This window comes from Serratia sp. TSO36, from assembly GCF_057808395.1.
On record NZ_JBJZOU010000012.1, the window covers coordinates 472,838 to 492,138 of the forward strand.

Annotated in this window: 17 protein-coding genes; 9 read left to right on the plus strand and 8 right to left on the minus strand. The window is 58.6% G+C overall.

Going from position 1 to position 19,301, the window contains the following annotated elements; all coding sequences use genetic code 11:
• Positions 1-30: 30 nt before the first annotated feature.
• Entirely contained in the window at positions 31-1,668 is a 1,638-nt protein-coding gene (eptA, locus tag ACK3CV_RS11705; protein WP_049196709.1) for a phosphoethanolamine transferase EptA, read from the minus strand.
• A gap of 138 nt (positions 1,669-1,806) precedes the next feature.
• On the minus strand, positions 1,807-2,448 hold the full coding sequence (locus ACK3CV_RS11710; RefSeq protein ID WP_033648179.1) for an NAD(P)-dependent oxidoreductase: 642 nt from the start codon (positions 2,446-2,448) through the stop codon (positions 1,807-1,809).
• A gap of 139 nt (positions 2,449-2,587) precedes the next feature.
• On the opposite strand from ACK3CV_RS11710, the gene ACK3CV_RS11715 reads away from it, so the two are divergent.
• The 3 genes from ACK3CV_RS11715 (at position 2,588) to ACK3CV_RS11725 (ending at position 4,776) form a co-directional block, all read left to right on the plus strand.
• Positions 2,588-3,517, plus strand: a complete 930-nt coding sequence (locus tag ACK3CV_RS11715; protein WP_187325707.1) for a LysR substrate-binding domain-containing protein — start codon at positions 2,588-2,590, stop codon at positions 3,515-3,517.
• A 23-nt stretch (positions 3,518-3,540) separates the two neighbouring features.
• A complete protein-coding gene (locus ACK3CV_RS11720) occupies positions 3,541-3,780 on the plus strand; it encodes a DUF1289 domain-containing protein (RefSeq protein ID WP_015377731.1) in 240 nt (79 codons plus the stop codon).
• Positions 3,781-3,879: 99 nt separating this feature from the next.
• A complete protein-coding gene (locus ACK3CV_RS11725) occupies positions 3,880-4,776 on the plus strand; it encodes an aldo/keto reductase (RefSeq protein WP_033638383.1) in 897 nt (298 codons plus the stop codon).
• Between the two features lie 60 nt (positions 4,777-4,836).
• Here ACK3CV_RS11725 and ACK3CV_RS11730 read toward each other — a convergent pair whose 3' ends face one another.
• Positions 4,837-6,681, minus strand: coding sequence for a polyurethane esterase (locus ACK3CV_RS11730; protein WP_033638384.1), 1,845 nt, complete (start codon positions 6,679-6,681; stop codon positions 4,837-4,839).
• A 240-nt stretch (positions 6,682-6,921) separates the two neighbouring features.
• Between ACK3CV_RS11730 and sodC the strand changes: the two genes are divergently transcribed.
• Positions 6,922-7,443, plus strand: coding sequence for a superoxide dismutase family protein (sodC, locus tag ACK3CV_RS11735; protein ID WP_033648185.1), 522 nt, complete (start codon positions 6,922-6,924; stop codon positions 7,441-7,443).
• Here sodC and ACK3CV_RS11740 read toward each other — a convergent pair whose 3' ends face one another.
• From ACK3CV_RS11740 to ACK3CV_RS11750, 3 genes are read right to left on the minus strand one after another with little or no spacing between them, the layout of a single operon-like run.
• Positions 7,444-9,474 (minus strand): FUSC family protein, encoded by a 2,031-nt coding sequence (locus tag ACK3CV_RS11740; RefSeq protein ID WP_164038298.1) that lies wholly within the window; start codon positions 9,472-9,474, stop codon positions 7,444-7,446.
• Positions 9,475-9,477: 3 nt separating this feature from the next.
• Positions 9,478-10,341: an efflux RND transporter periplasmic adaptor subunit gene (locus ACK3CV_RS11745; RefSeq protein WP_086579740.1), complete on the minus strand. Its 864-nt coding sequence runs from the start codon at positions 10,339-10,341 to the stop codon at positions 9,478-9,480.
• 3 nt (positions 10,342-10,344) lie between these two features.
• On the minus strand, positions 10,345-10,581 hold the full coding sequence (locus ACK3CV_RS11750) for a DUF1656 domain-containing protein (protein WP_049234481.1): 237 nt from the start codon (positions 10,579-10,581) through the stop codon (positions 10,345-10,347).
• Between the two features lie 180 nt (positions 10,582-10,761).
• On the opposite strand from ACK3CV_RS11750, the gene slyA reads away from it, so the two are divergent.
• Positions 10,762-11,193, plus strand: a complete 432-nt coding sequence (gene slyA, locus ACK3CV_RS11755; protein ID WP_004931301.1) for a transcriptional regulator SlyA — start codon at positions 10,762-10,764, stop codon at positions 11,191-11,193.
• A 92-nt stretch (positions 11,194-11,285) separates the two neighbouring features.
• On the opposite strand, the gene ACK3CV_RS11760 is transcribed toward slyA, so the two are convergent.
• Positions 11,286-11,750, minus strand: a complete 465-nt coding sequence (locus ACK3CV_RS11760; RefSeq protein ID WP_033638390.1) for an outer membrane lipoprotein — start codon at positions 11,748-11,750, stop codon at positions 11,286-11,288.
• A gap of 359 nt (positions 11,751-12,109) precedes the next feature.
• Between ACK3CV_RS11760 and anmK the strand changes: the two genes are divergently transcribed.
• From anmK to tyrS, 4 genes are all read left to right on the plus strand, one after another.
• Positions 12,110-13,231, plus strand: coding sequence for an anhydro-N-acetylmuramic acid kinase (anmK, locus tag ACK3CV_RS11765; protein WP_033638392.1), 1,122 nt, complete (start codon positions 12,110-12,112; stop codon positions 13,229-13,231).
• Positions 13,232-13,276: 45 nt separating this feature from the next.
• Positions 13,277-13,579, plus strand: coding sequence for an MliC family protein (locus tag ACK3CV_RS11770; RefSeq protein ID WP_004931294.1), 303 nt, complete (start codon positions 13,277-13,279; stop codon positions 13,577-13,579).
• Positions 13,580-13,668: 89 nt separating this feature from the next.
• Positions 13,669-14,322, plus strand: coding sequence for a pyridoxamine 5'-phosphate oxidase (gene pdxH / locus ACK3CV_RS11775; protein ID WP_033638763.1), 654 nt, complete (start codon positions 13,669-13,671; stop codon positions 14,320-14,322).
• Positions 14,323-14,460: 138 nt separating this feature from the next.
• Positions 14,461-15,735 (plus strand): tyrosine--tRNA ligase, encoded by a 1,275-nt coding sequence (gene tyrS, locus ACK3CV_RS11780; protein ID WP_033648189.1) that lies wholly within the window; start codon positions 14,461-14,463, stop codon positions 15,733-15,735.
• A 76-nt stretch (positions 15,736-15,811) separates the two neighbouring features.
• Here tyrS and ACK3CV_RS11785 read toward each other — a convergent pair whose 3' ends face one another.
• A complete protein-coding gene (locus ACK3CV_RS11785; protein ID WP_164038301.1) occupies positions 15,812-18,916 on the minus strand; it encodes a DUF4214 domain-containing protein in 3,105 nt (1,034 codons plus the stop codon).
• Positions 18,917-19,301 lie beyond the last annotated feature (385 nt).

Below are 19,301 nucleotides of genomic sequence, written 5' to 3' on the forward strand. Positions count from 1 at the left end.
GTGCCCCAGCGGCACGAGGAAGTTAAGCGCTTACGCCGCGTTGCGGCAACGCTGCAGGATATCCAGCTGGGATTGATATTCGCGGGTCTGTACGTTCAGCATGCCCAATAGGGTGTGGAACAGGTTGTCCTGCGAAACGTCGCCCTTTTCCGCCAGCGCGTTCAGGCACTGGCGATCGATGCCGAAATTGCGCTGATAGTCGGCCGACATCCACATCAGGAAAGGCACGTGCGTCTGCTGGCTCGGCGCGAAGACATAGGGCGTGCCGTGCAGATACATGCCGTTTTCCCCCAGCGATTCGCCGTGATCGGACAAATAGACCAGCGCGGTATTGAACCGCCCGTCATACTGCCGCAGCAGCTTGATGGTGGCATCGAGCATCGCGTCGGTATACAGGATGGAGTTGTCGTAGGTGTTCACCAGCTGTTCATGGCTGCAGTCCTGGATCTGATTGCTGTTGCAGGTCGGCGAAAATGTCTGGAATTCTGGCGTGCTGCGGCGGTAGTAAGCCGGGCCGTGGCTGCCCATCTGGTGCAGCACGATCACGCCGTCGTCTTTCAGGCTATTGATATAGTCCTTCAGCTTGTACAGCAGCGCGTTGTCCATGCAAACCTCGCCGTCGCAGTCCTGCGGCAGTTTCAGCTTGGTCATGTCGATGTGCGGCACCCGGTCGCAGGCGCCTTTGCAGCCGCCGTCGTTATCGCGCCACAGCACGCTGACGCCGGCATGCGCCAGCACGTCGAGCATGCCTTCCTGATGCGTTGCCTGAGTCGCGTCGTACTCTCTGCGCGGCATGTTGGAGAACATGCAGGGCACGGAGATCGCCGTTTCGGTGCCGCAAGAGCTGGCGTTCTTGAAGTAGACCACGTTGTCCTGCTTCAGGCGCGGGTTGGTTTCGCGTTGATAGCCCCCGAGAGAGAAGTTTTCGGCGCGGGCGGTTTCGCCCACCACCAGGATCACCAGCGTTTTCTTGGCCTGCCCGGCGATCAGCGGCCCTTTGCGCGCGTCCTCGCCGATCTTGACCAGCGGCAGATTGCGGGTGAAGTAACGCTGTTCGGTAAACTTGATGGTGCCGGCGACGAAGTTGGAAGGGGTCAACATCTTCACCACGCTTTTATTGTTGCGGATCAGCGAAGCATAGTCTTTGTAGAACAGCGCGGCGACGATCAGGATCACCGCCAGCGACAGCATGACGTTGGCGGCGCGCAGTCCAACCATGTACCACCAGGGGCGAGTCTGGCGAATCTGGGTGAAGCAGACCGCTACCGCCGGCAGAATGCCGAGCAGCGCCAGCCACAATCCCATGCGCGGCGTCAGCAGCGCCGTCGCCTCCTGAGGGTTGGTTTCGAAGGCGTTTTGCATCATGTTGCCGTCGATCACCACACCATAGCTGAACATGAAATAGTTGGCTGCGGCGCTGCCGAGCAAGAAAAAGATGATCAGCGGCTTGCGCAGGTAGGGCACGGTCAACACGCTGAAGATGATATTCAGCGCACAGAAGATCACCACCGGCATGCTGGCAGCGAAAATCACGCTGTGGACGCTATCGAAGGTGATATACGACCAGGCGCGATGCAGGAATAACGCGTTTTGAAACAGAGTGAAGAACAGGGCGGTGGCGAGGGTAAAACCGAGGCTGTTGCACCGTAAGCGTTGACGTAACCACATTGCCGAATTGGGATCCTGAAAGTAGATAATGCTTTGAAATCTACCGGATGAAACTTAAGGAAACCTTAGAAACTCAGAATATTGGCGGCGGAGCCTGCGCGGAAAACGCCAGGCCGGGCGGCCTGGCGGTGGGGCGGTTTAGTAGGCGGCGGTGAATTGCGCGCGAATAAACTGAGGCTTTTCAATTTCATCAACGATAGCGACCGCCAGGTCTTCTACCGAAATGCTGGCCGGCGCTTCGCCGTTCATCAGCAGTTGCGTGGTGCCGAGGCGGAACTGGCCGGTGCGTTTGCCCGGCTCCAGCAGGGCGGCCGGCGAGAGATAGGTCCAGTCGAGCGCCGATTCATTGCGCAGTTTGTTGCGCAGATCGCGCACCGCCTGCGCGCCGGGGCGGATATTTTCCGGGAACTGCGGCGTATCCACCAGTTCAACGCCGGGCGCCACTTCCAGGCTGCCGGCGCCGCCGACCACCAGCAGGCGCTTGACGCCGGCCTGTTCGACCGCGGTGAGGATCTGTTGGGCGCCGCGAAGGGTTTTTTCATACAGGTTGTCTTCGCCCCAGCCGGGGTTGTAGGCGCTGATCGCCGCATCCTGACCGCGCAATTGCCCCGCCAGCCAGGCGGTATCGGCAACGTCGCCCAGCGCGACGGTCAGGTTGGCGTGCTCCGGCAAATCTTTTTTCTGGCGGGCGATTGCCGTCACCTGAATACCGCGAGCCAGCGCTTCATCCACCACGCGGCGGCCAACAAAACCGGTTGCTCCAATAATGGCTACTTTCATCTGCATGCTCCTTCGGGGATAGGTTCAGTATCGTGACGCAGGCCGATGTGCCTGCTGCGTGGTGTTTACTCTAGTCCTTAACAATAGCCGTGATTAGTGCCATATTCATGCTTTCTTGATTAAGTAAAACTTCATAATCGTGGATAAACTCAATCGAATGGCGGTATTCGCCACCGTGGTGGCGGAGGGATCGCTGGCCGGCGCGGCGCGGCGGCTGGGCATGACGCCGTCGGCGGTCAGCCAGCACATGCGCTCGCTGGAGAAGGCGCTTGGGGTGCCGTTGCTGCATCGCTCCACCCGCCGTCTGGCGCTGACCGAGGCCGGGGCGGCGTTTTACCCCGGCTGCGAGGCGATGCTGCAACAGGCGCAGCAGGCGGAGCAGCGGCTGGCGGAATTGCGGGATACGCTGGTGGGCGAGCTGCGCATCGCCACCCCGGTCGGCATCGGCGGCCGATCGCTTGCGGAGGCGCTGGCGCCGCTGTTGCAGGCGCACCCCAAGCTGACGCTGCGGGTGCTGGCGGACGATCGCATCGTCGATATGATAGAGCAGCGGGTCGACATCGCGCTGCGGGCCAACCGTCAACTGGCGGACGCCAATATGATCGCGCATCCGCTGACGGCGTGGCCGATGGTGCTGTGCGCCGCGCCGCGTTATCTCAGCCAGCATGGGGTGCCGGAAAAGCCGCAGGATTTGGTGCAGCACCGCTGGATCTCCAGCGGCTACAGCGGGGCCCATCTGGACTTGCTGCACCAGTCCGGCCAGCAGGTTAAGCTGCGGCTGGCGGAAGGGCAGATCGTCAGCGAGAGCATGAACGTGATGCGCGCCTTTACCCGCGCCGGGCTGGGCATTTCCGTTCAGCCGCTGTATGAAATTGGCGACGAGCTTCAGCGCGGCGAGCTGTTGCTGCTGTTGCCTGAGTGGCGGCCGGCGCCGCTGCGGCTGCACGCGCTGACGCTCGAGCGCAACGTGCCGGAGAAAAGCCGCCAGGCGCTGCGCTATTTGCGCGACTATTTTCGCCGCAATGGCGAAAAGGGACTTGCCAGCGGCGGCGATGGCGTCTTCAATTAGCAAGAGAACGCAGGAGGAGCCCCGTGGCGCAGCAGCTTGAGTTTTTCGACATTCCCAGCCCGTGTCGCGGCATTTGCCAGGCCGACGATCGCGGATTCTGCCGTGGCTGCCTGCGCAGCCGCGAGGAGCGTTTTGGCTGGATGAACATGAGCGACGCGCAAAAGCGCGAGGTGCTGCGCCTGTGTCGTCAACGCTTCCTGCGCCTGCAGCGCGCCAATAAAGCGCCCGACGAGCCGCTGCCGGAGCAGCCGTCGCTGTTTTAACCTTTCCTGATCTGCCGCACGTTCGTGTGGCTTACCCCTTCCCTGTGCCTCACCGGCTTGTGTATGCTGACTGACAACTAATGTCATGAGGTTTTCGCAATGGTAGAACGTATTCGTCTCGCGCCGCAGGGGCCTGAATTTTCCCGCATGATTTGCGGTTACTGGCGGTTGATGGAGTGGGGCATGTCGCCGCAGCAGCTGCTGACGTTCATCGAACAGCATGTCGAACTGGGCGTCACCACCGCCGATCACGCCGATATCTATGGCGGCTATGCCTGCGAACAGGCGTTCGGCGACGCGCTGCGCCTGAAGCCGGCGCTGCGCCAGTCGCTGGAGCTGGTGAGCAAATGCGGCATCGCCACCACCGCCAAGCCCGGCAACCCGATCGGCCACTACATCACCGACCGCGACCATATCGTACAGAGCGCGGAACAGTCGCTGCGCCATCTGCATACCGACTACCTCGATCTGCTGCTGATCCACCGGCCGGATCCGTTGATGGACGCCGACGACGTGGCCGAAGCCTTTGTTGCGCTGCACAAAAGCGGCAAGGTGCGCCATTTCGGCGTCTCCAACTTTACGCCCGCGCAGTTCCAGCTGCTGCAGTCGCGCCTGCCGTTCTCGCTGGCGACCAATCAGGTGGAGATCTCGCCGATTCACCAACCGGCTATTCTCGACGGCACGCTCGACCAGTGCCAGCAACTGCGCATCAAGCCGATGGCCTGGTCCTGCCTGGGCGGCGGGCGCCTGTTCAACGACGCCGAGTTCCAGCCGCTGCGCGACGAGCTGCAGCGGGTGGCGCAAGAAATCGGCGCCGAGACCATCGAGCAGGTGGTGTACGCCTGGGTGATGCGCCTGCCGTCGTCGCCGCTGCCGATTATCGGTTCCGGCAAGATTGAGCGGGTGCGTTCGGCGCTGAAGGCGCAGAAACTGGTGCTGAACCGCCAGCAGTGGTTCCGCATTCGCAAGGCGGCGCTGGGGTATGACGTGCCTTAAGGCGGAGTAAAAAAGAGCAAAGCCGGGCGGCGAAAGCACCCGGCTTTTTTACGTCGATCTTTAGGCCAACACCACCTGATCGGTGTTGAAGTGATCGAGCGAGACGCCGATCAGCGTGACCTGGCTGTGGCCGAAGGCCAGCACCAGATCGTCGTTTTGCTGCGTGGCGTAGTCGCGGATATTCCCGCTGGCGCCTTCGGTGCCGACAAACACCAGCTTATCGGTGGCGTTGAAGCCATACAGCTGATCGCGGCCAAAGTCACCGCTGAACAGGAAGGTATTGCCGTTGCCGACGCCCTTCAGGATGTCATCGCCGCTGCCGCCGACGAAGGTCAGGTTGCCGCCGGCATGGCCGTTAAGGGTGTCGTTGCCGGCGTTGCCAAACAGCCAGGCGTCGTGGCTGCGAGCCTGCAGGACGTCATCGCCGTCGCCGCCGGCGGTGGCGGCGGCATAGGCTTTGAGGCCAGAGTCCGATTTCAATCCGGCGGCGGTCACCTGATGGTCCACCTGTTTGTTGAAGATAAGCCACGAGGTTTCTTTGCTGCGCAGGGTGCTGATGTCGTCCGCCAGCGTAATGCCGCCTTTGGCGTCGCGCAGGTAAAGCGTGTTGCCGTCGTAGGCGACCTCGGTGTTTTTCAACGCCTGTTGGGTATCGAAGATATTGTGGCCTTTGCCGCCGGCGATCAGGTTATAGCCGCCTGCATCGCGGAAGATATCGTCGCCGTCGCGCCCCTCGAGATAGTCGTTGCCTTTGCCGCCCTTGATCAGATCATTGCCGTCGCTGCCGATGATAAACGTCGGCCCGCTGTGCGTTTCCGCGTTGCGGTTCAGGTCTTCCACCCAGGTATTGCCGCGCGTCACGTTCGACAGGTTGGAGACGATGATGGTCGAGTCTTTGTCGGTCAGCGAATAAAACTCGGAGTTCAGCACCCGCATCAGGCCGTCCTGATAGAAGAACGGCAGGTGCGACAGCCAGGTCGGAATGTTGAGAATGGAAAACGGCAGCAGGTTCCAGGCGTCCGACGCGTAGTGGTCGTTGAAGTTGACGATATTGTTGGTGGCGGAGGCATGGGGCGCATCGTGTACGCCTAACGACGCCCCGGTCAGCGTGGTGCCGTCGAGCGCGCGGAACACCGGATCGTTCTCGTAGCCGATGTTGATCACCTTGCCGCCGGCTTCGTACTGGGTCGGCGAGGCGAAGGCGACATAGTTGGACTGCGCGTAGAAGCCGCCCCAGTTGGCGTCGCTCTGCGCCGCCATGCTGTTGACCGCCAGCCCGCCGAGGCTGTGGCCGCTGACCACCACGTCTTCTCCGCTCAGCCCGTGCGCCTGCGCGAACTTCGCCACGTCGCCCAGCAGCTGGCCGAAGGCCTTCAGCGTGTAGCCGTCGGCGTAGCCTTTCGGCCCGAAGCCGGCCAGCAGATCGTTAATCACATCGCCGATGGTATCGCCGATCAACGACTCGCGCGGGCCGCTGGTGCCGCGAAATGAGATGCCAATGGCGGTGAGATTGCCTTCGCTGTCATATTTGCCCAGCACCTCGGCCTGAGCGGTGGTGTAACCGGCGGTCTCGCCGTAGTAGGTGCCGCGCGCATCGGTTTTGCCGGCGTAACCCAGCTGCGCGGCGCTGATCACCGACCAGCCGGCGTTATTCACCGCCTGCTGCGCGGCCTGTTCGGAATCGGGATTCCAGGGAATGCCGGGCAGGCCGCCCTGCGATTGGGTGCTGCCGATGAGCGCAGTGACCAGCGTCAGCGGCAGACCCAGCCCGAAACCGGTCTGGTGATAGCCTTCATCGAAGCCGTTATCGATATTGTGGTAAGCGTAGGTAGAGATGGCCAAGGCGTCGGAAAATAGCGCTTTCGACGCCTTTTCGTCCAGATCCTTATAGCTAAAGATGCCCATATCAGTTCCTTATGAAGTATGCCGCGGGCCTGTAAGTGAACTCACACGCGTCGGCGGTGGAAACAGGGAAACAACGTTAGCCGAACGACAGCTGGTCAGAGGACCAACATCGGTAGAATTATTATTAGTGTTAAATATTAGGCCCGCGAATCAAATTAGCGAGATTGTGCGTTGGTTAACAGTGCCGGCGCAGGCTCTCCTATACTGATAGCTCGATATAGTCATTAAGGAGACTGATTGATGAAACGTTATTGGTATGCAGCGCTCGGCCTGATGGCGTGTGGTGCGGCTCAGGCGGCGACAACCGACGTCGAGATGCACCTGGTGACCGGGCAGGGGATCGGTCAGGACATCGGCAAGGTGGCCATCAGCGAAACGCCGTATGGCCTGCTGTTCACGCCGAGCCTGAAAGCATTGCCGGCCGGGGTACACGGCTTCCACGTGCATGAGAAAGGCAGCTGCGAGCCGGGCATGAAGGACGGCAAAGCGGTGGCGGCGCTGGCGGCCGGCGGACATTTCGACCCGCAAAAGACCGGAAAACACCTCGGGCCGTATGCCGACGGGCACCTGGGTGACCTTCCGGCCATCTATGTGACCGCCGACGGCATGGCGAACTATCCGGTGTTGGCGCCGCGGCTGAAAAAAATCAGCGACATTGAGGGTAAAGCGCTGATGGTGCACGCCGGCGGCGACAACCATTCGGATCATCCACAACCGCTCGGCGGCGGCGGAGAACGCTTCGCCTGCGGTGTGATCAAGTGATTATCCGCCGCTAACGGCCAGTACGGCGGCGGGCTGGCCCATCGCCTGTTGCAACTGCTGCAGCGAGCAGTAGAGCCGCCAGATCAGGCCGGCCAGATCGCGCGCCGCCTGTTCCGGGTGGTGCGCCAGCGCGTTGCTCATGCGCAGCAACTCCTGCAGCGTGGCGTCCAGCGAACTGTGCTGCACGCCTTTCTCCGTCATGATGCCGCGCAGGCAGTGGATACAGACGTTGCGCACCGCCGAGAGCGGATCGGAACGGGTTTGCCAGTCGCGCAGTTGCCAGACGATGTGGCTGCAATTGAGCAGCACCACGCCCCAGCGCAGCAGCCAGGTGCGAGCGTCCTGATCCTGACTTTGATTGAGCTGGCTGATGCGATGGTAGATCAGCGATTCGAACTGGCTTTCGCTCTGCTGCGGCCGTTTGCTCAACTGATCGATAAAGTCGCGCCGCAGCGCGCGGATAATGCGGCGGCTTTTGCGTTTGTCCGAGCTGGGGCGCAGGATCTGAAACGCCAGCCCGGCCAGCAGCACGCCGACGATTTTAGCGATGTTGTCATTGATAAAGGACTGGTAGTCATAGCTCGGCGGATTGCTGACGGTCAGGAACGAGCCCATAAAGACGATCAGCTGCCCCCAGAGCGCGGCATAAGGTGGATTCTGCAGCTTGAGCATCTGCATGGTCACCAGGATCGGGAACAGGAAGGCGCAGAACACCCAGAAGTCGTCAATCTGGATCATCAAACCGAATTTCACCACGAAGCAGGCGACCGAGAGCAGCAGCACCGCCTTGAGCAAGGTGCTGACGCTGTTGATCGGCGAAGGCGTGGAAGAGTAGAGCACGCAGCTGATGGCGGTGAGCGTCAGCGCCGCGCTGCCGGCGTCCCACTGCGTGTTGATCCAGTAGGCGCAGCCGATCACGATGCACAAAAAGGTGCGCAGGCCGTTGTAGGCGGCTTCGTAGCTGTCGGTATGGCGCGCCAGCGAAGTGACGCGCGGCGGTTGGAGATCGCTGACCGCCGTGGCGCTTTCCAACCGCCGCAGCCAGCGGTTGCAGCGCAGGTAAAGCCAACAGAAATCGCGCAGCCGCAGCCAGAAGGCGCGATGGCGGTAGTCCGTAGCCTCTTGCGGGGCGATCTGCTGAAGCAGGCGCGCCAAACGGTATTTGTCGGTGGCGGGATCGCGCAACTCGTCCAGCAGTTGTGTCAGCACCGGCATCAGATTGGCGGGGCGATCCGGCCAGTTCAGCAGCATGCGGCGCAGGCTGGAGATAACGCTGGTCATGCGCAGCTGTTGGTGCAGCAGATAGTTGAGCAGGTTATTTTGCCGCCGCAGCCGGTAGTGGCTCCAGAATGCCTGAATGCGCAGCAGGTTCATGGTCAGGATCTGGCCGATGACCCCTTCGTGCGAGGTGCGCATCTGCGCGGTGATCTCCGGCTGCCACAGCATGGCGGCATGCTCCAGCAGGCGCAGCTGCATGCGCCGCAGCGAGGTCAGCAGGGCTTCGCCGTCCGAGGTGCTGGGCAGGATCATCATCATCAACCCGCCGCACAGAATGCCGGTGATCACTTCGCAAACCCGCGCCTGCGCGATATCGAAGATCTGCTGGGTATCGGTGACGTTGACCGTGCCGAAGGCGATGATGGCGGCGGTATAGCCCGCCAGCGCGAAGGCATAAGAGACGTTGTTTTGGTAATGGTTGGAGACGTAGGTGCACAGCCCGATCCAGGCGGCGATGAACAGCGTAAACAGCCAGGGATCGTTCAGGCAGTGGCCGGCGATCGCCACCGACGCGGCGGCGCCCACCAGGCTGCCGAAGATGCGGCCGATGCTTTTGCTGATCACGCCGCCGATGGTGGGGAAGCTCACCACCGCGGCGGAGGTAAGCGCCCAATAGGGTTCGTCGAGTTCGAGCACGAAGGCTACCCATAGCGCCAGACACATCGCGAGCGAGTTGCGCAGCGCATAGCGCCATTGGCCGCCGGTCGCCTTACCCCAGGGGGTGCGGTTCCACTCCAAAAAAGGCAGGTTCACACTTTAGTTCCGCTGATGAATCGAAATGGTGCAGGTGGTGCCGGCGACCAGCGTCAAATCGGCGGGCACGTTGAGCAATTTTATCCGTACCGGCACGCGCTGGGCCAAACGCACCCAAGGAACATTAGGCTTAACGTCCATTAATAGATCGTTGCTGCTGTCAACGCTCTGATCGTAAATGGCGCGGCCGATGCTCTCTACTTCCCCCTGTAGCGGCGTGTTGCCGTTATATAAAACGATGTCCGCTTTATTGCCTTCTTTTATATGCTTCAGCTTGGTTTCTTCGAAATAACCGAGCACATAAAACGAATGCACATCCACCAACGCCACCAGCGGCGTACCGGCGTTGGCGTAGTTCCCGACCCGCGCCTGCAGGTTGGTGATATAACCGTCGGTTGGCGCGTAAATTTTGGTTTTGCTCAAATTCCATTTGGCCTGTTCCAGATTGGCCAGGGCGGCTTTATAGGCGGCCTTCATTGCCTGCGCGGCTAAATTTGACTCGTCCAAATCTTCAGCGGAAATAACGTTACGCGGTAAACCGCGGCGGCGGACAGCCTCGTGGTCCGCTTTGGCCAGATCGGATTGCGCTTTTGCCACCGCGGCCTCGGCATTGTCCAGCGCAATCTGGTAGGGCACCGGGTCGAGGGTAAAAATCAGACTTCCCGCAGGTACGAACTGATTGTCATTCGCGCTTATTTTCTCTAATCTTCCAGAGACTTCAGGGGTGATATTGACGAGTTCGGCGCGCACTTTTCCATCACGGGTCCATGGGGATTGCATATAATAATTCCAGAGCCACCAACCGGCGCAGACGGCAATGGCGCAGACGATCACCGTAGAGAAGTATTTTAATGTTTTATGCTGCATGGGTTACCAACTCGCTAAAATCCATAAGGAACCGCTGACGGTCAGAACGAAAATGGACAGGTCCATCAACATGGGATGCCAGATTTCACCGGAATACATCCAGTCTCTCAGCAGCTGATGAATCAGCAGCCATAAGAGCAGTCCTAGTAAAAAAGCTTTAAATATAGGTGGAAAATAAAGCGATGCTCCCAGGACCAAATCGGGTAAGGGAGATGAGGTGTGTAACCATGATGTATTCACATTAACAATCCCTAAGGGTGAATATGTTGAATATTTGCATAACGATTAAACAATAGCGGCTAAAAATAGTGGCTATTTCCACAATATACATTATATACATTTGTGTTTTTAATGTGAGTTACCCAAAATAGTCTAAGCTCTGGGAGGTAATGTTAGCATGCTAATTATAAGGAGGGGGAAGTGGAGTCAACATTAGGTTCAGATTTAGCACGATTAGTTCGTGTGTGGCGCGCGCTCATCGATCATCGGCTCAAGCCGTTGGAGCTGACCCAAACGCATTGGGTCACCTTGCACAATATCAATCGCTTGCCGCCGGAGCAGTCACAAATCCAGCTGGCCAAGGCGATCGGTATCGAGCAACCGTCACTGGTCCGTACGCTGGACCAACTGGAGGAGAAAGGGCTGATCACGCGTCACACCTGTGCCAACGATCGCCGCGCGAAGCGCATCAAGCTGACCGAAGCGGCCGATCCGATCATCAGGGAAGTGGACAGTGTGATCACGTCTACGCGCAGTGAGATTTTAAGCGGCATTACCGCCGACGAAGTGCATCTGTTGGTAGGGCTGATTGGCAAGTTAGAACAAAATATCACCGAACTGCAGAACAAATAATAATATTCTTATTTTCTACGATTACAGTTTCACAGCATCAGAAATAAAACCGGAGGCGATTGCCTCCGGTTTGCCGCTTGTCGCCGGCTGGCTTACAGCGGGGAAACGGTGATGGTGTCGCCCATGCGCGCCATGCGCACGCGCTGGCCAGGGCTGAACTTGGTGTCGCCCGCTTTCTGCACCACCACGATGTTCTCTTTCTGGTCGGTTTTGATCTCCAGCTCGTAGCCGGAGGTACGGCCGGCCACTTCACCGATGCTGTTGCCTGCCGCGCCGCCGGCGATAGCGCCCGCCGCGGTAGCCAGCGTACGACCGGTGCCGCCGCCAACGGTGTTGCCCAACAGCCCGCCAATCACCGCGCCGCCGATCATCCCCATGGCGTTGGAGCCTTCGCCGCCCTGAATTTTAACCGGACGCACGGAAACCAGCGTCCCGTAGGTGACGTTCTGCACCTGCTTGGCCTGCGAGGACGAGTAGACATCACCGGACATGGATTCATTGGCACAGCCGGCCAGCGTAACGGCGGCGACGGCAACGACGAGAAGACGCTTGATCATACAAAACTCCTGATGGTAGTAGTCCATAACCTGGTAATGCTCCCCAGGCAAGATTCAGTGAAAACGATAGACAAAGTATGGCTGAAAGTTGACACACCGCCATGCTTCATCGCTGCATGCAGCTTAACTTTTCTCTGTTCAACCAATAATAAACCGCGGTTTACCTTTATGACAGCCTTGGCGACATTCCGTCGCCTGTTATGGCACGGTTTAACACATAACCCGTGCCACAGCGGCATCGGGGGGCATCTGGCTCACGAACCGTAAAAAAAGCATCATAATTCATGGCGTTAATCCGGCAATTCTGGTTTATTTGTCAGGATGAATTTTGCTTACCGCGCGGGTTAGAGGATGTTGCTATGAAGTCAGGCCGCTATATAGGCGTCATGTCCGGCACCAGTCTGGACGGAATCGATGTGGTATTGGCCGCGATCGACGATCGCATGGTGGCGCAGCAGGCCAGCTATAGCCATCCGATGCCGATGGCGTTGAAAAAAGAGATCCTGGGCATGTGCCAGGGGCAGCAAACCACGTTGGCCGCCGTCGGCCGCCTGGACGCGCAGCTGGGCACGTTGTTCGGCGAGGCGGTGCTCGGCCTGCTGAAGCAAACCGGCATCGGCGCGGAGCAGATCACCGCCATCGGGTGCCACGGCCAGACGGTGTGGCACGAACCGGAGGGTGACGCGCGTTTCTCGATGCAGCTCGGTGATAACAACCGCATCGCCGCGCTGACCGATATCACCACCGTCGGCGATTTCCGCCGGCGCGACATGGCCTACGGCGGCCAGGGCGCGCCGCTGGTGCCGGCGTTTCATCAGGCGCTGCTGGGGCATCCCGTCGAGCGGCGTATGGTGCTGAACGTCGGCGGCATCGCCAACCTTTCTCTGCTGTTGCCCGGTACGCCGGTGCGCGGTTTCGATACCGGGCCGGGCAACATGCTGATGGACGCCTGGGTATGGCGCCACCGCGCGCAGCCTTACGATCAGGACGGCGGCTGGGCGATGCAGGGGCGAGTTTGCTTGCCGCTGTTGCAGCAGATGCTGGCGGATCCGTACTTCGCGCTGCCGGCGCCGAAAAGCACCGGCCGCGAGTATTTCAATATCGCCTGGCTGGAGCGGCAGCTGGCCGGATTGCCGGCGATTGCGCCGGTCGACGTGCAGGCCACGCTCACGGAGCTGACCGCGGTCAGCATCAGCGAGCAGGTATTGCTGGCCGGCGGGTGCGAGCGCCTGCTGGTCTGTGGTGGCGGGGCGCGCAACACGCTGCTGATGGCGCGCCTGTCTGCGTTGCTGCCGGGTACGGAGGTTGGGCTGACCGACGATTTCGGCGTCAGCGGCGACGATATGGAAGCGCTGGCCTTCGCCTGGCTGGCCTTCCGCACGCTGTCCGGCCAGGCCGGCAATCTGCCTTCGGTGACCGGCGCCAGCCGTGAAACGGTGTTGGGTGGGATTTATCCGGTTTTGCCATTGGGGGCCCGTTAGCTCTGTTAGGATAGCCTGTGAAGGATTTTTCTAAGGAGCAATAGCATGAAAAAAGTCATTTTCGTCGCCGGCGCGCTGGCGCTGTCCGGCTGCAGCTACATCCTGCCGCAAAGCAGCCAGACGATGCACTACCAGTGCGGCACCACGCCGCTGACGGTGGCGCTTGACGGCAAGGCGAGCGAAGTCAGCCTGCTGATGGACGGCGAACAGCTGCATCTCAAGCAGGTGCTGGCGCTGACCGGCGCCAAATACAGCGACGGCAAATACACTTTTTGGTCGAAAGACCGTAACGCCTATCTTGAGCGCAACGGCAAGGTAGTCATGAGCGACTGCGTGTTGACGGAGTGAAGGTCGACGGCGGCGTCGGAGCGATTGAGTTCCTGACGCCGCAGGCGCAGAATGTAACGACGGATTTTTTCAGTTGGTCGATAACCCAGATGATTGAAAAGAGTGAGTTTGATGTTGCGGACCTGCGCCGTGAATACACCCGAGGCGGCCTGCGCCGCAACGATCTGACCGCCAACCCGCTCGAACTGTTCGAGCGTTGGTTGAAACAGGCCTGCGACGCGCGCCTGGCCGATCCCACCGCCATGTGCGTCGCGACCGTCGACGAACACGGCCAGCCTTATCAACGCATCGTGCTGCTGAAGCATTTCGATGAGCAGGGGCTGGTGTTCTACACCAACCTCGGCAGCCGCAAGGCGCAGCAGCTGGCGCACAACCCGCATATCAGCCTGCTGTTCCCCTGGCACATGCTCGATCGCCAGGTGATTTTCCTCGGCCAGGCGGAGCGCCTGTCGACCCTAGACGTGCTGAAGTATTTCAACAGCCGGCCGAAAGACAGCCAGATCGGCGCCTGGGTGTCGCAGCAGTCGTCGCGCATTTCCGCGCGCGGCGTGCTGGAAAGCAAATTCCTTGAGCTGAAGCAGAAGTTCCAGCAGGGCGAGGTGCCGTTGCCGAGTTTCTGGGGCGGATTCCGCGTGAAATTTGACTCCGTCGAGTTCTGGCAGGGCGGCGCCCATCGCCTGCATGACCGTTTCCTGTATCAGCGGGACGGGAATGACTGGAAAATTGACCGACTGGCACCCTGAAGACGGAAAATCCCCTCTAAGCGCTGGTGCTGACGCCGCCGGCGCTTTATTCTATGCGCTACCCTGAATTTTTATTTCGCCACTGGGCGAAAGGCCGTGTACCGGCAAAGGTGCATTCGTTTATACATGGAGTCATTGATGGCAAGCAGCAACTTGATTAAACAACTGCAAGAGCGGGGCCTCGTTGCCCAGGTTACGGATGAGGAAGCGTTAGCGGAGCGACTGGCGCAAGGGCCAATTGCACTGTATTGCGGTTTCGATCCGACCGCTGACAGCTTGCATTTGGGCCATCTGGTTCCTCTGTTGTGCCTGAAGCGCTTCCAACTGGCCGGCCACAAGCCGGTAGCACTGGTGGGCGGCGCCACTGGCCTCATCGGCGATCCGAGCTTCAAAGCGGCGGAGCGCAAGCTGAACACCACCGATACGGTGAACGAGTGGGTCGAGAAGATCCGCAAGCAGGTTTCCCCGTTCCTCGATTTCGACTGCGGCAGCAACAGCGCTATCGCGGCCAACAACTACGACTGGTTCGGCGGCATGAACGTGCTGACCTTCCTGCGTGACATCGGCAAGCACTTCTCCGTCAACCAGATGATCAACAAGGAAGCGGTCAAGCAGCGCCTGAATCGCGACGACTCCGGCATCTCCTTCACCGAGTTCTCTTATAACCTGCTGCAGGGCTACGATTTCTCCGAGCTGTATAACCGCCACCAGGTGGAGCTGCAGATTGGTGGCTCCGATCAGTGGGGCAACATCACCTCAGGCATCGATCTGACGCGTCGTCAGCACCAGAAGCAGGTGTTCGGCCTGACCGTGCCGTTGATCACCAAAGCAGACGGCACCAAGTTCGGTAAAACCGAAGGCGGCGCGGTCTGGCTGGCGCCGGAAAAAACCAGTCCGTACAAGTTCTACCAGTTCTGGATCAACACCGCCGACGCCGACGTTTACCGTTTCCTGAAGTTCTTCACCTTCATGAGCCTGGAAGACATCAACGCGCTGGAGGAAGAAGACAAGAACAGCGGCAAGGCGCCGCGCGCCCAGTACGTGCTGGCGGAAGAAGTGACCGGCATGGTGCACGGTGCGGAAGGCCTGGCGGCCGCCAAGCGCATCACTCAGAGCCTGTTCTCCGGCGCGCTGCACGACATGACCGAAGCGGACTTCGCCCAGCTGGCGCAGGACGGCATGCCGACCATTAAACTGGAGCGCGACGCCGATCTGCAGCAGGCACTGGTGAATGCCGAACTGGTGCCGTCACGCGGCCAGGCGCGCACCATGATCGGCTCCAACGCGGTGACCATCAACGGCGAGAAACAATCGGATGCCGAATACCGCTTCAGCGATGCGGACCGTCTGTTCGGCCGCTACACGCTGCTGCGCCGTGGCAAGAAACACTACTGCCTGGTGGATTGGCAGTAAGCGTCAGTCAGCCTATATGACGTGAAAAGCCCGGGGAGATCCCCGGGCTTTTTTTATCACATGGCGCGGATGAAGATTAGGCAAACGCCTCCGGCAGCGAGTTTTCGGCCGCAACACCGTTCACGGTAATGGCTGGCGAGTGGTAATGCAGAGAGACGGCAGCCAGATAGGGATCCTGATTGCCGATCGAGAACACCACATCATCGGCGTCAAACGTTTGGTTATGATTGTTGTCCACGATGACATAGAGCGATTTGTCCAACTTTAGCAATCCGACTTCCGCCAGGTTGTTGGCGCTGGCGCCGTTGGTCATCTTCGCCAGAACCTGCGAGAACAGCGCTTGGGCATTGTCCGTCGCATTCAGGCCACTGAACGCATTTTGTAACTCAGCTTGGGTGGTGGCGCTGCCGTACAAGGTTGCGGTCTTGTCTCCTGTCTTGGAGAAAACCCATGGGTTATCGGTTTCTCCCACGGAGATGACGCTGTTGGCATAGCCAGTATTGAGCGTGACCATATTGTCTATTTTGCTATCGGTAAAATGTAACGCACCGGCGCTATCCAGCGTCGTGTTGCCTTTAACGTCGGCTTTATAGACGGTCAATCCGGTGCGGTCGACCGTTAACTGGTCGCCGGCAAGTTCGGCAATGACATGGGCGAAATCGTCTTTATTGGCCAGCGTATTTAGCGTGTTGTAGAAAGCGCCGCCGCCGGTGCCGCCTTTTTCTGCGACGAGGTACAGCTTCATGTCGGAGTAATAACGGCGTTCATCGGTAAATTCGCTGCCTATGATGGTCTTCAGGTTATCGCTAAAATCTGCGGCGACGGTCAGATTAAGCACCAGCGGCTTATCGCCTGTGTACATATAGCCGCTCAGCATCAACGTGCTAATCGAGTTGTCCCCGCCGCTCAGGGTCAACGTGCGATTTTGCACAATGTCGAGATTACTGCCCATACGGATTTCGAGCGTTTCTTTATGGTTCGATGTAAAGCTGAAAGTACCCATATTGAGGTTGGTTACCGTATGGCTAGCCGCATCGGTAAAGAACAATTTAAAGCTGTCGTCGCTTTGCGCCGTATCGCTGATATGGATACGGCTTTTCGCGGTCAAGTCGCCGCCGAGGGTAAATTGCCCGCTGCTGACGTTGAGCAGCGTTAAATCTCCGGAGTAGGCCGTAATTACCCCCCCAGCCGATCCCGTAGCGTTTTGCGAAGCATTGGGCTGCGCCATTTCGCCTTGTTTTAGCGAGTTGATGTTGCCGTAAATCGGATGGGAGACGGTGGCTTCTTGCGTGAACAACCCAAAGTCAAAGACCTTGTTGCCTTCGGTGGCGACCCGCTGCCCGTTAAGATAAATCTCTCCGGTACCGCGATAATGGGTCAAATCTACATAGTTGAAGTACAGGAACTGATTAACGTTATTTGTGATTTCAGCATCATAGCCACCGCCGGCGCTGGCCGTCAGGTGGACGACCTTGGTGAAAAAATTGGCTGAGACACTGTAGTAAGATGTCTCGGGATCGCTATTAAGCGCCGTCGCTTTGAAATCACTGCTGACCCTATTGCCGCTGTCGGCGGTGGCATTGCCTTGCCAGACAAGCTGATGTTTCCCGGCGGCCAGATTGATTTGCGCGGCCGCCGTCGTCATATCGAGCCGGTCGGCGACGACGGTGCTGTTCTTAACGTTGGTAAAGTTAATCCCTTCGGGGGCGTTCAGCAGATTGCCCTCGCTAAGAATGAGAGTGATATTCAGGTTTCTCAGCGACTGCAGCATTGCGTCATTGGTGGCAAAATCGCCCTGCAGCGTGACTTTTTGCAACGATTTGGCAAAGCTGAGATCGACCGCGGAGCCGACCTCCGCGTTAAGGGTGATCTCGCGCAGTTGGCTGATTTCCGCATGACTTAACGTATGTTGCTTACCGGTATTCAGGCTGCCGTTGAGGGCGCCGTCGGCATTCGACATCGTGACGTTGCCACGGATCTGATACCCCAGCTCGCTGCCAATTTTGTATTCGAGATTGACGAGTTGCTCGTGACTGGGGCTGACTCCGCCCTCCAGCGGCGCTTCCCCGTTACGGAACGCATGCAAAATATTCAGCGTCGCCTGCAGCGGATTATTGCCGGCTTTGAGCAAAATTGCCTGTTTTTGCAGTTCGCTCAGCGCCGGGCCGTAATACAGTTCGTGATAAACCCTGGCGAAGTCTGCGGCATCTTTGAAGGGGGAGGATTTAGCCAGAATGGTCAGCAGATCAAGCTCGGAATTTCCCGCGGCGAGGAATTTGCTGTAACTGTCCAACCCGGTTGATTCCAGCGTGGCCTTTTTCCCCAGTTGCAGAAAGAGCAGCGCCACGCTTTCCTGATAGTTGGTCGCAGCCATCTCACCCGCAGCGTAGACATGGGTAGCATTAAGAAAAGCCTGTTTGGCTGTGTCATGGGCAGTGTCGTTACGAATATCGGCGATCAGACGCATGATGACGTCGCCGCGCGTTTCGGTATGATTATTCAACCCGGTGACGTAATTGGCGAGCTCGCTTGCGCCTGCATCAACGCCGAACGTATTTTTATAGACGGTTTTGACGAAGTCTTCATTACTTAACGTGGTCAACGCGCTGCGCGTATCGACGAAACGGCCGGCGATATAGCTGGCGTCGGCTTTTCCCGTCGCCAGAACCTGGCTCCAGTAATTGACGCCTTCCGCCACCGCAAGGCTGCCTACGATGTAAAACAGAGCTTGAATATCGGCTGCCGCTTCGGCGTTGGCGGGATAGGGGGACAAAGCGGGGTGTAAGGTTGTATCAATAATATCAAACAGATGCTGTTGCTGTGCGACCGATGCCGCAGCGTCGCCCATATAGCTTTTCACGCCGGCGATGAGATCCTTGGTAATCAGCCCCAGCGTTTTTCCTGCATTGGCTTGCGCGACCAGCGTGGCCAGCACTGCGGGCGCTGGATCCGCGCCTGTCGTATTTTTATAGATGTATTGAATTTTTTGCGATGTTGTCAGGCCATCGTAGCGATGATGTCCATCCTGAGACTGGATGAATTTTTCTGCCAGTTGATCTCTGCTGTACTGCCCCGATTCCAACTGGCGGGCAAAGAAGTTCAAGGCGGCGCTATCGGCTTTTTTACCGAGCGTGGCGTAAAAAAGGATGGCCACATCCTGTTGTGACGACAATAAACTCATGTTAACCCCTGTGTTGACATAGAAATAAGCATCAACAAGTACAGTTCAAAACCGGGTTATTGCAATGCGGCGAAATATGAGGAAATTCTGTTTCTGCCGAAAATGCGGTTGTCCTCTGTGTAAAAGCACTGCGGCGAAAGGCTCGATACTGGGGCAACCCTATAGTGGCAGTCCACTATCGTAAATATCTTGGCGTGGATCGGGTTTTTCTCTCTGTCGAAGCCATGGCTGCAGGCCCGCGGCTTTTTTTGGATCGGACTTTTCGCTACAATATGCCGCCGTCGAAAGCATAAAAATCCCTCTCATTTCTTGTTTTTAACAGCGCCGGCATGACGTTTTAGCGTCGTGCACCCATTATCATTTCGCCGCGGGCTGATGCACACGG

Coding starts and splice junctions, on each gene's coding strand:
- ACK3CV_RS11770 (WP_004931294.1), top strand. CDS start 13,277: ATGAAAAAAGTCATTTTCGTCGCCGGCGCGCTGGCGCTGTCCGGCTGC.
- anmK (WP_033638392.1), top strand. CDS start 12,110: ATGAAGTCAGGCCGCTATATAGGCGTCATGTCCGGCACCAGTCTGGAC.
- sodC (WP_033648185.1), top strand. CDS start 6,922: ATGAAACGTTATTGGTATGCAGCGCTCGGCCTGATGGCGTGTGGTGCG.
- ACK3CV_RS11730 (WP_033638384.1), bottom strand. CDS start 6,681: ATGGGCATCTTTAGCTATAAGGATCTGGACGAAAAGGCGTCGAAAGCG.
- ACK3CV_RS11745 (WP_086579740.1), bottom strand. CDS start 10,341: ATGCAGCATAAAACATTAAAATACTTCTCTACGGTGATCGTCTGCGCC.
- ACK3CV_RS11760 (WP_033638390.1), bottom strand. CDS start 11,750: ATGATCAAGCGTCTTCTCGTCGTTGCCGTCGCCGCCGTTACGCTGGCC.
- pdxH (WP_033638763.1), top strand. CDS start 13,669: ATGATTGAAAAGAGTGAGTTTGATGTTGCGGACCTGCGCCGTGAATAC.
- ACK3CV_RS11725 (WP_033638383.1), top strand. CDS start 3,880: ATGGTAGAACGTATTCGTCTCGCGCCGCAGGGGCCTGAATTTTCCCGC.
- ACK3CV_RS11710 (WP_033648179.1), bottom strand. CDS start 2,448: ATGAAAGTAGCCATTATTGGAGCAACCGGTTTTGTTGGCCGCCGCGTG.
- ACK3CV_RS11785 (WP_164038301.1), bottom strand. CDS start 18,916: ATGAGTTTATTGTCGTCACAACAGGATGTGGCCATCCTTTTTTACGCC.
- tyrS (WP_033648189.1), top strand. CDS start 14,461: ATGGCAAGCAGCAACTTGATTAAACAACTGCAAGAGCGGGGCCTCGTT.
- eptA (WP_049196709.1), bottom strand. CDS start 1,668: ATGTGGTTACGTCAACGCTTACGGTGCAACAGCCTCGGTTTTACCCTC.